General features: G+C 70.3%; 14 protein-coding genes. 8 read left to right on the forward strand and 6 right to left on the reverse strand.

Going from position 1 to position 13184, the window contains the following annotated elements:
- Positions 1–112: 112 nt before the first annotated feature.
- The 7 genes from FB600_RS15000 (at position 113) to FB600_RS15030 (ending at position 7372) form a co-directional block, all read left to right on the forward strand.
- On the forward strand, positions 113–280 hold the full coding sequence (locus FB600_RS15000; protein ID WP_013691509.1) for a DUF1427 family protein: 168 nt from the start codon (positions 113–115) through the stop codon (positions 278–280).
- A 35-nt stretch (positions 281–315) separates the two neighbouring features.
- The gene (locus tag FB600_RS15005) at positions 316–2205 is read left to right on the forward strand and encodes an amidohydrolase (protein WP_096752007.1); all 1890 of its coding nucleotides are present in this window, start codon (positions 316–318) and stop codon (positions 2203–2205) included.
- A 1-nt stretch (position 2206) separates the two neighbouring features.
- Positions 2207–2653 carry a DoxX family protein gene (locus tag FB600_RS15010; RefSeq protein WP_145757018.1) on the forward strand — a complete coding sequence of 149 codons (447 nt, stop codon included), beginning with the start codon at positions 2207–2209 and terminating at the stop codon, positions 2651–2653.
- Positions 2654–2722: 69 nt separating this feature from the next.
- Positions 2723–3658 (forward strand): VOC family protein, encoded by a 936-nt coding sequence (locus tag FB600_RS15015; protein ID WP_096752009.1) that lies wholly within the window; start codon positions 2723–2725, stop codon positions 3656–3658.
- Complete coding sequence (locus FB600_RS15020) at positions 3655–4347, forward strand: YoaK family protein (RefSeq protein ID WP_096752010.1); 693 nt, start codon at positions 3655–3657, stop codon at positions 4345–4347. Before FB600_RS15015 ends, FB600_RS15020 begins: the two co-directional genes overlap by 4 nt.
- A gap of 85 nt (positions 4348–4432) precedes the next feature.
- A complete protein-coding gene (locus tag FB600_RS15025) occupies positions 4433–5932 on the forward strand; it encodes an alginate export family protein (protein ID WP_145757068.1) in 1500 nt (499 codons plus the stop codon).
- A 342-nt stretch (positions 5933–6274) separates the two neighbouring features.
- Entirely contained in the window at positions 6275–7372 is a 1098-nt protein-coding gene (locus FB600_RS15030) for a catalase family peroxidase (protein WP_098151363.1), read from the forward strand.
- A gap of 24 nt (positions 7373–7396) precedes the next feature.
- On the opposite strand, the gene FB600_RS15035 is transcribed toward FB600_RS15030, so the two are convergent.
- From FB600_RS15035 to FB600_RS15050, 4 genes are all read right to left on the reverse strand, one after another.
- Positions 7397–8689 carry an ATP-binding protein gene (locus FB600_RS15035; protein WP_098151364.1) on the reverse strand — a complete coding sequence of 431 codons (1293 nt, stop codon included), beginning with the start codon at positions 8687–8689 and terminating at the stop codon, positions 7397–7399.
- Positions 8686–9453, reverse strand: a complete 768-nt coding sequence (locus tag FB600_RS15040; protein WP_096752013.1) for a response regulator — start codon at positions 9451–9453, stop codon at positions 8686–8688. Before FB600_RS15040 ends, FB600_RS15035 begins: the two co-directional genes overlap by 4 nt.
- Positions 9450–9722 carry an EF-hand domain-containing protein gene (locus FB600_RS15045; protein ID WP_096752928.1) on the reverse strand — a complete coding sequence of 91 codons (273 nt, stop codon included), beginning with the start codon at positions 9720–9722 and terminating at the stop codon, positions 9450–9452. The genes FB600_RS15040 and FB600_RS15045 overlap by 4 nt, the downstream gene beginning before the upstream one ends.
- Before the next feature lie 100 nt (positions 9723–9822).
- Positions 9823–10647: a MipA/OmpV family protein gene (locus tag FB600_RS15050; RefSeq protein ID WP_145757017.1), complete on the reverse strand. Its 825-nt coding sequence runs from the start codon at positions 10645–10647 to the stop codon at positions 9823–9825.
- Between the two features lie 346 nt (positions 10648–10993).
- Here FB600_RS15050 and FB600_RS15055 point away from each other — a divergent pair, with 346 nt between their 5' ends.
- The gene (locus tag FB600_RS15055; RefSeq protein ID WP_096752015.1) at positions 10994–11299 is read left to right on the forward strand and encodes a hypothetical protein; all 306 of its coding nucleotides are present in this window, start codon (positions 10994–10996) and stop codon (positions 11297–11299) included.
- 148 nt (positions 11300–11447) lie between these two features.
- Here FB600_RS15055 and FB600_RS15060 read toward each other — a convergent pair whose 3' ends face one another.
- Both FB600_RS15060 and FB600_RS15065 read right to left on the reverse strand, forming a co-directional pair.
- Positions 11448–11756, reverse strand: a complete 309-nt coding sequence (locus FB600_RS15060) for a hypothetical protein (RefSeq protein WP_013691520.1) — start codon at positions 11754–11756, stop codon at positions 11448–11450.
- A gap of 146 nt (positions 11757–11902) precedes the next feature.
- Complete coding sequence (locus tag FB600_RS15065) at positions 11903–13114, reverse strand: cytochrome P450 (RefSeq protein ID WP_145757016.1); 1212 nt, start codon at positions 13112–13114, stop codon at positions 11903–11905.
- Positions 13115–13184: the final 70 nt, after the last annotated feature.

Genomic DNA, 13184 nt, shown 5'->3' on the forward strand with positions numbered 1-13184 from the left:
CTGGTTCGACGCTAAGGATAGTTAAACGATGTGGTACCCGTCGATCGCGTGATCGGCGACGCGGATCCGGACACGACGCTCCGGATTCTAATTCGATCGAGAGGCTGAGCGCATGAAATCTTATTGGGTATCGCTCGCGGCGGGCGCATTGATCGGCGTGATCTACAGCGCGATCCGCGTGCGCTCGCCGGCGCCGCCGCTGATCGCCCTGGTCGGCCTGCTCGGCATGCTGATCGGCGCGCAGGCCGTGCCCTCGCTGCGGCTGTGGCTCGGCTTCTAGCCCACCTTCCCACTCAAACCCGAAAGGAAACGCTCGTGAATGCAAGCGACAAGCAACCCGACCTGATCCTGCACAACGGCAGGATCACCACGCTCGATCGCGCCAGGCCCGTCGTCAGCGCGGTGGCGATCGCCGACGGCAGCTTCATCGCTGTCGGCGACGACGCCGAGATCATGCCGCTGGCCGGCGACGCCACGCGCGTGATCGACCTGCAGGGCCGCCCAGTGCTGCCGGGCCTGATCGACAACCACCTGCACCTGATCCGCGGCGGCCTCAACTACAACATGGAGCTGCGCTGGGACGGCGTGCCCTCGCTGGCGCTCGCCATGGAGATGCTCAAGCAGCAGGTGGCGGTTACGCCCGCGCCGCAATGGGTGCGCGTGGTAGGCGGCTTCACCGAGCACCAGTTCGTCGAGAAGCGCCTGCCGACCATCGAGGAACTGAACGCGGCGGCGCCCGACACGCCGGTGTTCATCCTCCATCTCTACGATCGCGCGCTGCTGAACGCGGCCGCGCTGCGCGTGGTCGGCTATACCAGGGACACGCCCGAGCCGCCGGGCGGCACCATCCTGCGCGACGCGGCCGGCAACCCCACCGGCCTGCTGCTGGCCAACCCCAACGCGACCATCCTCTACGCGACGCTGGCCAAGGGTCCCAAGCTGCCCGAGGAATACCAGGCCAACTCGACGCGCCACTTCATGCGCGAGCTGAACCGCCTGGGCGTGACGGGCGCGATCGACGCGGGCGGCGGCTCGCAGAACTACCCCGACGACTACGAGGTGATCCGCAAGCTGCACGACGCCGGCCAGATGACGGTGCGCATCGCCTACAACCTGTTCACGCAGAAGCCCAAGGCCGAGAAGGAGGACTTCGTGAACTGGACCCAGTCCGTCACCTATCACGACGGCAGCGACTACTTCCGCCACAACGGCGCGGGCGAGATGCTGGTGTTCTCGGCCGCCGACTTCGAGGACTTCCGCGTGGCGCGCCCCGAGCTGCCGCCCGAGATGGAGGGCGAACTGGAAGGCGTGGTGCGCGTGCTGGCACAGAACCGCTGGCCGTGGCGCCTGCATGCCACCTACGACGAAACCATCAGCCGCGCGCTCGACGTGTTCGAGAAGGTCGACCGCGATATTCCGCTGGACGGCATCCACTGGTTCTTCGATCACGCCGAAACCATCTCGGAGCGCTCGATGGACCGCATCGCCGCGCTCGGCGGCGGGGTGGCCGTGCAGCACCGGATGGCCTACCAGGGCGAATACTTCGTCGAGCGCTACGGCGCCCAGGCCGCCGAGGCCACACCACCGGTGGCGAAGATGCTGGAGAAGGGCCTCAAGGTTTCGGCCGGCACCGATGCCACGCGCGTGGCTTCCTACAACCCGTGGATCTCGCTGGCCTGGCTGGTGACCGGCAAGACGGTGGGCGGCATGCGCCTCTACCCGCGGCACAGCCTGCTCGATCGCGAGACCGCGCTGCGCATGTGGACGGAGTACGTGACCTGGTTCTCGAACGAGGAAGGGCGCAAGGGGCGCATCGCGGTGGGCCAGCTCGCCGACCTGATGGTGCCCGACCGCGACTTCTTCGGCTGCGCCGAGGACGACATCGCCGGCACCACCGCGCTGCTGACCGTGGTGGGCGGGCGCATCGTCTGGGGCGCCGGGCCGTTCTCGCAACACGACGCGCCGATCCCGCCCGCCATGCCCGACTGGTCGCCCGCCCGCAGCTACGGCGGCTACGGCGGCTGGGGCGCGACGCAGCGCGAAGGCGCGCCGCTGCAACGCGCCGCGGCCGCCGCGCTGTGCGCCTGCGACAGCGCCTGCACGCTGCACGGCCACGCGCATGCCAGCGCCTGGAACAAGTCGCTGCCGACCTCGGACGCCAAGGGCTTCTGGGGTGCCTTCGGCTGCTCCTGCTGGGCAATCTGAGATGGCCGCCCCGCTGCTCGCCGGCAATCCGGCATGGGTGCGCGCCCTGCTCGCGCCGGCCTGGGTCGCGCCGCTGCTGCGGCTCGCGCTGGTCTCCGCCTACCTGGTCGGCGGCATCGACAAGCTGCTGCACTTCGATGCCGCCATCGCCGAGCAGGCGCATTTCGGCCTGCATCCGCCGGCCCTGTGGGCCGCGCTCGCGATCGTGGTGGAGATCGGCGGCTCGCTGTGCGTGATCGCGCGGCGCCTGACCTGGCTCGGCGCCGGCGGCCTGGCGGCGCTGACCCTGGTCGCGATGCTGGTGGCCAACGATTTCTGGAACCTCGCCGGCGCCGCGCGCTTCATAGCGCTCAACAGCTTCTTCGAGCACCTGGGCCTGATCGCGGCACTGGCGCTCGCCACCCTGCTCAGCGATAGTCGCGATACGGCCGACCACGGCCGCGCCTGATTCGCCGCCCACCATCCATCGATATCCCGCGGCACTGCGAAATAAACCAAACCACAAGGAACACCGTTCATGAATCCGATTCGCTCCACCCTGCTGGCCCTGATGATCGCGGCCGGCACCGCCGGTGCCTTCACCGCGCCGGCCGCCTTCGCCAAGGCCTCCTTCGCGAAGACGCCGGCCACGGCCGCCGCGCCGTCGCTCGCCGTCGGCCCGCAGTACGACACCACCCACGTCTATGTCGCGCCCGAGGACTTCGACCGCTTCACCGACAGCTTCGTGGCCACCTTCGGCGGCAGCAAGTCCAAGCAGGGCGTGTTCCAGGTCACGCCCACGCCGAGCCAGACCATGTCGCAACTGGTGTTCACGCCGGCCGGCACGATCTCGGTGTTCGGCTTCAAGACGCCGGTGCCCTGGCCGTTCGGTGCCGAGCGCACCGGCTACCTGGTGAGCGACATGGACGCGGCCGTGAAGTCGGCGCGCGCGCACGGCGCCGACGTGATCGTCGACACCTTCCCCGATCCGATCGGCCGCGATGCGGTGGTGACCTGGCCCGGCGGCGTCAACATGCAGCTCTACTGGCACAACCAGGCGCCCAGCTACGAGGCGCTGCAGACGGTGCCCGAGAACCGCGTCTACGTCTCGGCCCAGAGCGCTGGCAAGCTGATCCGCGACTTCCTGGCGTTCTCGCACGGCAAGCTGGTATCCGACGTGCGCAAGGCGCCCGGCGTGGAAATCGGCCGCCCCGGCGACACCTACCGCCGCGTGCGCCTCGAATCGGGCTTCGGCAAGATGACCGTGCTGGTCACCGACGGCCACCTGCCCTACCCGTTCGGGCACGAGATGACCGGCTACGAAGTGGCCGACCTGGCCGCGACGCTGAAGAAGGCCGAGGCGGCCGGCGTCAAGACGCTGGTCGCGCCGTTCAGCTCGGACGGCCGTGAAGCCGCGATTGTGCAGTTCCCGGGCGGCTACATCGCCGAGATCCACGCCAGCGCCGCGCAATGAAGCACGAGGACACGCTGCTGGCCGCGGTTGCCGGCTTCGTCGACACGCTCAGCTTCGTCGCGCTGTTCGGCCTGTTCACCGCCCACGTGACCGGCAACTTCGTGCTGATCGGCGCGGGCGCGGCCGGCTCCGGCCAGGGCCTGCTGCTGAAGCTGGCGGTGTTCCCCGCCTTCGTGGCGGGCGTGGCCGGCAGCAGCCTGCTGGTGCGTGCCCTGCCCGTGCATCACGCGCGCCAGGGCGCGCGCCTGCTGCATGCCGCCCAGGCCGTGCTGATGTTCGGCTTCTGCCTGGCCGGCGTGGCCGCCTCGCCGGTGGGCGGGCCCGACGACCTGGCGGCGGTGGCCGCCGGCATGCTGGGCGCCTTCGCGATGGGCGTGCAGAACGCGCATCCGCGCCTGATCGCGCGGCCCGGCGTGCCGAACACGGTAATGACGGGCAACGTCACGCAGGCGATCCTCGACGCGGTGGATCTGCTGTCGCCGCATCTGGACAGCGCCGCGCGCGCCGCCGTGCGTGCACGCTTCTCGAAGATGCTGCCGGCCATCGCCGCGTTCGCGGGCGGCGCCGTGGCCGGCGCGCTCGGCTGGCGGCAGTTCGGCTTCTGGGCCCTGCTCGCGCCCACGCTGGCGCTGGCCTGGCTGGCGATCTTCACCGATACGCGAGAACACGCCGCCGCCGGGCGTGCGTGACATCGCCCGCCGCGCCGCGCGACCGCGCCGGCGCGGTGCTTCCATCGTTTCCACGATGGCATCCGCCAATCATCACGAGGAGATCATGAGCTCGACCACGCCACGCGCGCGTCGCATCGAACGAGCCGCCGGCATCGCGGCGATCGCGGGCCTGCTGCTGACGGGTGCCGGCGCGGCCGCCGCCGCCGAGATCGCGGACGAAACCGGCGGCGAACCCAAGGCGGCGGCCTCGGCACAAACACCGCCCCAGACGCCCGACGCAGCCTGCAAGGCGCAACGTCCCGTGCCGGGCTTCAATCGCTGGCAGGAAAACTGGGGCGCGCTCGCCGATCCCTGCCTGCCGCGCAAGCCGCTCGACGCGCTCAAGTACATTCCGCTGTCGGGCGACCCGAGCTGGTATCTCTCGCTCGGCGCGAACCTGCGAGAGCGCTTCGAATTCAACGACGCGCCCTTGTTCGGGCTCGGCAGCGGCCGCGCCGACGGCTACGTGATCCAGCGCGCGCAAGTCCATGCCGATGCGCGTTTCGGCGAGCACGTGCAGGCCTTCGTGCAACTCGAGGATGCGCGCCCATTCGGCAAGGATTCGGTGTCGCCCGTCGACAAGAACCCGCTCGACCTGGAGCAGGCCTTCGTCGCCTACGTCGGCCAGCTCGGCGCCGGCACCGTGAAGGCGCGCATCGGCCGCCAGGAGATGGCCTTCGACCTGCAGCGCTTCATCGCCGTGCGCGACGGCCCCAACGTGCGGCAAGCCTTCGATGCGCTGTGGGGCGACTACGAGATCGGCCAGTGGCGCTTCATCGGCTATCTCACGCGGCCGGTGCAGTATCGCGATCTCGACAGCTTCGACGACACCTCGAACCGCCACCTGAAGTTCAGCGGCCTGCGCGTCGAGCGCAGCAGCTTCGGCCCCGGCGACCTGTCGGCCTACTGGTCGCGCTACGAGCGCGACGGCGCGCGCTTTATCGATGCCGCCGGCAACGAGCGGCGCGACGTGTTCGACATGCGCTACGCCGGCAAGCGCGCGCCGTTCGACTGGGACGTGGAAGCGATGGGGCAGACCGGGCACGTGGGCGCGGCCAGCATCGGCGCCTGGGCCTTCGGCATGCTCGGCGGCTATACCTTTGCCTCGCTGCCCGGCGCGCCGCGCCTCGGCCTGCAGGTGGACGGCGCCTCCGGCGACAGCCATCCCGGCAACGGCCACGTCGGCACCTTCAACCCGCTGTTCCCGAACGGCTATTACTTCACGCTGGCCGGCTACACGGGCTACAGCAACCTGATCCACGTGAAGCCTTCGCTGACGTTCAAGCTCGCGCCGACACTCACGCTGATGACGGCGCTCGGCTTCCAGTGGCGCGAGACCGCGGCCGATGCCGTCTATGGACAGGGCATGGCGGTGGTGCCGGGCACGGCGGGCCACGGCAGCCGCTGGACCGGCATGTATGCGCAGCTGCGCGCCGACTGGCTGGTCAGCGATAACGTGGCGCTCGCGCTGGAAGCCGTGCATTTCAACGTCGGGGATTCGCTGCGGGCGCTCGGCGCGCGCAATGCCGATTATGTCGGCGTCGAGGCCAAGTTCGGCTGGTGAGGCCTGTCGGCGGTCAGCTTCACGAGGCAGAAAATTTCTTCGGCATCGCCGTTTTTAGGAGTCTTCCGATTGTTCGGGGCGGCGCGCCGGATCACTATCCATACCGGTCACGCGCATGGTGACCGGCCTCTCTTCTCCGCCCGCCCAGTCGGGCGGATTTTTTTTGCCGAGCCGGGCTCACCTGTTTCGCGACGGACGACCGGTACCCCGCGCGCGTCACCCCGCAACATCCCAACACATGCCATTACAAAATTCCGCGCCGGATTCGCGCCGCTTACCGGAATAAGCCCTCGCCAAGTCTGTTCACCCCGATGTCACCCCCACATCGACAGGATCAAGAACATGACCGACAAGACTTCCGAATCGAGCCGCCGCTCCTTCCTTTCCGCCGCCACGCGCCTGACCGTGGCCGGCGCCGTCGCGCCGATGGTGGGCCTGCCCGTCGCCGCGCAGGCGGCAACGGCCGCATCGGCCACGGCGGGCGATGCCGCCCATCCCGCCGTCGGCAACGAATACGGCGAAGCCGACGCGCAGCACGCGCTCGACTCGCTGGAGAGCGCCTACGGCGTGCATCCTGCCAAGCGCCGCAACCACACCAAGGGCGTGGGCGTGCTCGGCCAGTTCGTCGGCAGCCCGGCGGCGGCCGAGCTGTCGCGTTCGCTGCTGTTCAGCGGCGAGACCATCGAGGTGGTGGGCCGCTTCTCGCTGGCCGGCGGCGACCCCGACGCGGCCGACACCGAGCGCAGCACGCGCGGCGTCGGCCTGCAGTTCCGCCTGCCCGGCGGCGCCCTGCAGCACATGACGATGCTGCATACGCCGATGTTCTTCGCCACCATGCCGAAGACCTTCATCGACAAGTTCTTCGCGCTGACGCCCGACCCCGCCACCGGCAAGCCGGACCCGGCGGTGTTCAAGCACTTCCTCGCCACCCATCCCGACCACGCCGCGCAGGCGCATTTCCTCGGCACCGTGAATCCGCCCTGGAGCTACACGAACTGCGCGTTCTACGGCATCCACACCTTCCGCTTCGTGGATCGCGGCGGCAAGGTGACGATGGTGCGCTGGCGCTTCGTGCCGCGCGACGGCGAGCGCTCGCTGACCGATGCGCAGATGAAGGACGCGCCGCGCGATTTCCTGGAACCGCGCCTGATGGAACGGCTGCAGCGCGGCCCGGCGCTGTGGGACATGATCGTCTCGATCGGCGAGCCGGGCGACCCGGTGATCAACCCCACCCTGCTGTGGCCGAAGGAGCGACGCGAGATCCACGCCGGCACGCTGACGCTGTCGAGCGCGATGCAGCAGGAGCAGGCACCGAGCTACGGCATCAACTTCGATCCGCTGGTGATGGCCGACGGCATCGAGGCGACCGACGACCCGATCCTGCAATTCCGTTCGCCTTCCTACGGATTGTCGTATTCGCGCCGGCTGCGGAAGATCTGAGCCGGCGCGTCTCGGTCGCGTGCCTCAGTCGCGCGCCGCCGGCAGGCGCAGCGTGGCCGCCAGCCCGCCGCCCTCGCGCAGGCTCAGGTCGAGCCGGCCGCCGTGCTGGCGCGCGATGCGCTCGGCGATCGCCAGCCCCAGCCCCGAGCCGGGCGGGCGATCGGGATCGTCGCCGCGCCGGAACGGCCGCTTGAGCAGGGGCAACTGGTCGGCCGGCACGCCGGGCCCGCTGTCCTCCACGCTGATCAGCACCGCGCCGGGCTCGGCCCAGCTGCGCACCGCGAGGCCGAGCCTGCCGTGGACCACCGCGTTGTGCATCAGGTTCATCAGCAGCCGCTGCATACCGGTCGGGCGATACGCATGCGGCGGCAGCGGCGCGAGCGACAGCGCGAAGCCGTAACCCAGCCCGACATAGTCGGCCGCGAGCTGCCCGGCCAGCGCGTTGAGATCGCCGGGCACGGCCGCCTCGCTGTCCCAGCCGCGCGCGTAGTCGATGAACTGCTCGACGATCGCGTCGATCTCGGCCACGAAGCGCTCGGCGCTCGCCGAGGGCGCCTCGAAGGCCTCGGGCGCGGCGATCGCCATGCGCAGCTTGGTCAGCGGCGTGCGGATGTCGTGCGAGACGCCGGCCAGCAGCTCGGCGCGCGTGGCATCGAGCTCGGCCAGCGAGGCCACCATCCGGTTGAAGGTCTCGGCCACGGTGGCCAGCTCGCGCGGCCCGTCGGTCGGCACCGGCGCGGGCCAGGCGCCGCGCTCCACCGCCTTGGCCGCGCGCGCCAGCCGGCTCAGCCTGCCCGCCATGTGCCGCTGCATGAACCAGGCGCCCAGCGCCGGGAACACCGCCAGGGCAAGCAGCTCGGCGATCAAGCCCAAGGGCAGGGAGAGGCCCAGGCCCGTGCTCAACGGGATCACCACCCATTCGGGCTGCCCGTCGATGCGCATCCGAACCCAGATGAAACGGCCCGTGCCGCGCTGCCAGCGGATCTGCGTGTCGGGCGGCAGATTGCGCCTGAGGTGCCGCAGGAAACGCGTCGGCATGTAGCCGTGGGTGCGATCGACCGAATCCGGCGGCGGCGTCGCCGGCTCGCCGCCGTTGATCGCGAGCAGCTCGCGGCGGCGCGCCTCGGGCGGCAGCGCGGTCAGCAGTTGCGCCACCATGCGCGTCTGCGAGGCCACCAGCGCGGCGGCCTCGTCGATGCGCGGATTCTGGATGAAGGCGAAGAAAACCGCGAAGGTCGACAGCATGCTGGCCAGCACCACGGCGCTCAGCAACAGCAGATGGCGGCCCAGCAGCGAGCGCGGCCAGGGCATCCTCATGCGTCGAGCTCCGCGATCAGCATGTAGCCCACGCCCCATACGGTGCGGATGTGGCGCGGCGCGGCCGCGTCGGCCTCGAGGATCTGGCGCACCCGCAACACCTGCACGTCGACGCTGCGCTGCGCCGCGTCGTAATGCGGCCCGCGCGCGCGCTCGATCAGGTTGGCGCGGCTCACCGGGCGGTTCGGCGTCTGCGCCAGCGCGCAGAGCAGGCGCATTTCCGCCTGGCCGATCTCCACCCGCGTGTCGTCGCGATACAGCAATTGCTGGCCGACCTCCAGCCGGAACGGCCCGAAGCGCAGCGCGACCGACTCGCGCTCCTGCGGCACGCCGGCGATCGCATCACGCTGGCGCAGCAGCATCTGCCGGCGCCGCAGCATGGCGCGCACGCGCGCCAGCAACTCTCCCGGCACGAAGGGTTTCGCCAGGTAATCGTCGGCGCCCAGTTCGAGGCCGATCACGCGGTCGGCGGGGTCACCCCGCGCGGTCAGCATCAGGATCGGCAGCGTCTCGCCCCGCGCGCGCAGCCGGCGGCAGATCGACAGACCGTCCTCGCCCGGCATCATCACGTCGAGGATCAGCAGGTCGTAGGGATGGCGCTCCAGGAACACCTCCAGTTGCGGGCCGCTCTTGGCGGTGCGCACCTCGAAGCCGTGCGAGACCAGGAAGCGTTCGAGCATGTTGCGGATCTCGGCCTCGTCGTCGAGCACGATGATGCGGCCGGGCGCGAGGCCCGGCGCGCTCGCGGCTTGCTGCGCGCTCATGGTGCCGGGCGGGCGCGGCGCGCGGCCAGGAAGCGTTCGATGTCGTCGAGCGTCAGGTAGCCCTTGTGATCGGCGTCGATCTCCGCGAAGTGCTGCGCCACGCGCGGCATGCCGGCCCGCGCCTCGGCCGGCGTGAGCTTGCCGTCGTGATCGGTGTCGGCGGCGGCGAAGCGCGCCTGCAACTGCTGCAGCCCCGCGCCCTGCGCGAAAGCGGCGGAGGCGGCCAGCGAGATCGCCAGCAAAGTGGCGAGCCGGATAGGTCGTGTCATCGGATGGTCCTTCAGGGGGATGCCCCTGGCGCGGCAGCGCATCATGCATCGACGCCCTCGCCGCGCCAAGTATGGATCAGTCAAAAACCGACGCTCGGGTTCAGAAGCGATAGCCCACGCCCAGCGTGCCGAACACGCTGGTGCGCCGCTCCACGATCGGGCTGTCGGCCGCGTCGCCGAGCAGGGTGCCGACGCCCGCCGAGGCGCGCAGCGACCAGTGAGCATCGAAGCGGTGCTCGTAGGCGAGCCTCAGGTCGACGTTCGAGAAGCCCGACGAGGCCGAGTACACGGGCAGATGCGCGAGACTGCCGGCCGCCTGCGCGCCGTCGATGCCGAAATCGGTCTGCGCGGCCGGGCCGTTCGACCAGACCGCGTCGGTGGAAATCGTCACGCGGTCGCGCGGCAGCGCGAGCAAGGCATAGGACGCGCCGAGCGTGACCTGGTTGCCGTAGCCGCCGCGCGCCGATTGCAGGAATTTCACGTTCAACCCGAGCCGGTCGGCCTGCCAGTGCACGAAGGCGCCGTACTGGAACGAATTCTTCAGGTCGCCCGTGCCGTTCAGGATGGTCGCGTCGTCCTGCTTGCGGCCGATCGAGAAGCCGATCAGCGGGCCCACGCTCAGGTGCGGGCCGAGCGCCCAGGCCGCGCCGCCGTCGAGCCCCTCGGTGAAGAAGGTGAGCCGCGGTATCGCGCCGCTCGGCAGCACCACCGAGGGCAGCGGCAGCACGCGGTAGGCCGAGGCGCCAGCGTAGCGCGGCGTCGCCACCACGTCGAGATTGAGGCTGGCGCCGGGCGCCAGTTGGGCGTGCGCGGCGGAGCCGGCGGCCAGGGCCAGCAGCCCCAGCGCCATGCGGCTGGCATGACGGGCGCGACCGGAAGCACGACGGCGCGGGACGGAAGACGGAATCGAACGGAAAGCAGGCATGGGGGCATCGATCGGGAACGAAAGGCTGCTGGCGAAAGGCACGGTGCCGGCCGGTGGCCAACGCCGGAGTCGGCGGCGCCCGGCACCGCGGCGGCGTCGACGCGGCGCCCGCCGGGGCTGGCTGCCCGCACGACGCCGTTCGATCGACGCCGCCACTGTAGGCGGCCGTTTTCCGCAAAGCTGTTGCGAATTCATGTCAAACCATGTCGAGCCCGCCCTTCCCCGCCCAGCCGCCGCCTGACATGGATTGACATCGATTGCCGACAGATTGTCATCGGCGCCCTGGCTAGGCTTCGTCCTGGGCTCGTCATCGCGGGCTCGCTTCTTCCGTTCCCGAGGATTCCCGATGAAACAGCGCTCCCTGTTCCTGGCCGCCGCCCTGTCGACGGCCCTGCTCGCCCCGCCGGCCTTTGCCGGCTTGTTCGTCGGCGTCGGCGTGCCGGTGGTGCCCGTGGTGCCGGCCGTGCCGGTCTATGTGCCGCCGCCCGTCCATGTCTCGCCGCCGGTGGTGGTGGCCGCGCCGGTGGTGCGCGTGCCGCCCCCGGTGGTGCTCGCGCCGGTGGTCGTGCCGCGCGCCTACGTGGCGCCGGCCTACCCGGTGGTGAGGGTGCGCGCCGCCTACTGGCCGCACGGCGTGGTGGTGGTGCACTGAAGCCGGCCGGCGAGCCCTTGTCGATCCCAGCGAGTGGTGCTTGAGGCGGGCGCGCGATCCAGCGCGCCCGCCGTCTTTTTCAGCCCGCGCCGCCTTCGCGCGGCTCGCGCCATCGACATGGGCCCCCGCCAGGCAGGCCCATTCGAGATCACCAGCCGGCTTCGCGGCGCACCTTGCCGAAATGACGCGACAGGTAGATGCCGAGCAGCAGCGCGCCCAGCGCCATCGCCGCGCATTCGGGATTCAGGCCGAGGCTGATCGGAAAGCGCTCGAAGCGGAACAGGCCGACCGCGAGATTGAAGGCGCCCCACAGGAAATTGACCAGCGGCGAGGACAGGCCGACGCCGCGCGGGGTCGCGAACGGCGTGGGGAACGGCCGCCCCTGCAGGCCCGCCACCAGGTGCGGAATGCAGTTGCAGAGAAAAGCGCCGGCCAGGAAGGAAGTCAGCAGATGCATGGTGGAATCCATGAAACGGGAACGACGAGGGTTGGGAAAGGCAAGCCGATCGATTCGGATGCCTGATGACTCGAAACGCGCGGCGGCGCATGCGCGCCGGATGGCCGGATCGGCGTCCGAAGGCGCGGTCCGGCTTCATGACTGGCTCAGCGCAGCGTCACGGGCAGGCTGCGCAGGCCGCGGAAGGAGATGGTGGCGGTGCGCTCGGCGTCCTGCTCGTGCACCTCGAAATCGGGAAAACGCTCGGCCAGGGCACCGAACACGATCTGCGCCTCGATGCGGGCCAGCACCGCGCCCAGGCAGGTATGAATGCCATGCCCGAACGACATCATGCGCGTGCCGGTGCGGCCGATGTCGAGCCGGTCCGGCTCGGCGTATTGGCGCTCGTCGCGGTTGGCGGCGCCGAGCAGCAGATGCACGTACTGGCCTTTGGGGATCGTCATGCCGTCCAGCTCGACATCCTCGCGCGCCTCGCGCCCGGTCACCTGCACCGGCGCATCGAAGCGCAGCAGCTCGCTGATCAGCGTCGGCGCCAGCGAGGGCTCCGACACGAAGCGCCGCCATTGCTCGCGCTCGCCCGCCAGCGCGAGCAGGCCGTTGCCGAGCAGGTGCGTGGTGGTGGCATGGCCCGCCGCGAGCAGCAGGATCAGGTTCGAGATCAGCTCGCCCTCGTCGAGCCGGTCGCCGGCTTCCTCGGCCGCCACCAGGTCGCTGAGCATGTCGTCCTCGGGCACCGCGCGGCGCGCCGCGATCAGCTCGGCGAAATACTGGCGGAATTCGGCGATGCCGCGCTGCGCCTGCCCGACTTCCTCGACCGTCAACGGCCGTCCGCTGATGATGCTGCCGAAGGCCAGCGACCAGGCATGCAGCCGTTCGCGTTCCCCGGTCGGCACGCCGAGCACCAGCGCGATCGCCATCACCGGCAGCGGCACCGCGAACTCGCCGATGAAATCGGCGCGGCGGCCCACGCAGGCGTCGAGCAACTGGTGCGTCAGCGCCTCGATGCGCGGCCGGAACGCGTCGAGCCGGCGCGGCGTGAAGGCCTTCGCGAACAGCTTGCGCAGGCGCGTGTGGTCGGGCGGATCGAGAAACAGCATCTGCTCGCCGAGCGTCCTGCCGATCTCGCGTTCGACGGGATCGTCGCTTTCGCTCATGCCGAGCCGCGCCGCGGAGAAGGCGGGATTCTCGAGCACCGCGGCCACCTCGGCATGGCGCGCGACCAGCAGGCTGCCGACATGGGGATCGCGGCAGATCGGCCGCGCATCGCGAAGGCGGCGATACCAGGGATAGGGATCGGCGCGCTGCGCCGGCTCCATCAACTGGTACATCGAGAACGGGGACATCTCGGAATCGCGCATCGCGCCTCCTGGATCAATGGGAAGGGGCCGGCTCGGCGGATCGGCGGATCGGGCCGGTGAATCGTGAATG

Source organism: Burkholderia sp. SJZ089 (genome assembly GCF_007828315.1).
Taxonomy (GTDB): Bacteria; Pseudomonadota; Gammaproteobacteria; order Burkholderiales; family Burkholderiaceae; genus Burkholderia; species Burkholderia gladioli.

What these genes read in the sequence shown, in the direction of transcription:
- FB600_RS15000 (WP_013691509.1), top strand. Translation starts at nt 113, where the DNA reads ATGAAATCTTATTGGGTATCGCTCGCGGCGGGCGCATTGATCGGCGTG.
- FB600_RS15010 (WP_145757018.1), top strand. Translation starts at nt 2,207, where the DNA reads ATGGCCGCCCCGCTGCTCGCCGGCAATCCGGCATGGGTGCGCGCCCTG.
- FB600_RS15015 (WP_096752009.1), top strand. Translation starts at nt 2,723, where the DNA reads ATGAATCCGATTCGCTCCACCCTGCTGGCCCTGATGATCGCGGCCGGC.
- FB600_RS15020 (WP_096752010.1), top strand. Translation starts at nt 3,655, where the DNA reads ATGAAGCACGAGGACACGCTGCTGGCCGCGGTTGCCGGCTTCGTCGAC.
- FB600_RS15025 (WP_145757068.1), top strand. Translation starts at nt 4,433, where the DNA reads ATGAGCTCGACCACGCCACGCGCGCGTCGCATCGAACGAGCCGCCGGC.
- FB600_RS15030 (WP_098151363.1), top strand. Translation starts at nt 6,275, where the DNA reads ATGACCGACAAGACTTCCGAATCGAGCCGCCGCTCCTTCCTTTCCGCC.
- FB600_RS15035 (WP_098151364.1), bottom strand. Translation starts at nt 8,689, where the DNA reads ATGAGGATGCCCTGGCCGCGCTCGCTGCTGGGCCGCCATCTGCTGTTG.
- FB600_RS15040 (WP_096752013.1), bottom strand. Translation starts at nt 9,453, where the DNA reads ATGAGCGCGCAGCAAGCCGCGAGCGCGCCGGGCCTCGCGCCCGGCCGC.
- FB600_RS15045 (WP_096752928.1), bottom strand. Translation starts at nt 9,722, where the DNA reads ATGACACGACCTATCCGGCTCGCCACTTTGCTGGCGATCTCGCTGGCC.
- FB600_RS15050 (WP_145757017.1), bottom strand. Translation starts at nt 10,647, where the DNA reads ATGCCTGCTTTCCGTTCGATTCCGTCTTCCGTCCCGCGCCGTCGTGCT.
- FB600_RS15055 (WP_096752015.1), top strand. Translation starts at nt 10,994, where the DNA reads ATGAAACAGCGCTCCCTGTTCCTGGCCGCCGCCCTGTCGACGGCCCTG.
- FB600_RS15060 (WP_013691520.1), bottom strand. Translation starts at nt 11,756, where the DNA reads ATGCATCTGCTGACTTCCTTCCTGGCCGGCGCTTTTCTCTGCAACTGC.
- FB600_RS15065 (WP_145757016.1), bottom strand. Translation starts at nt 13,114, where the DNA reads ATGCGCGATTCCGAGATGTCCCCGTTCTCGATGTACCAGTTGATGGAG.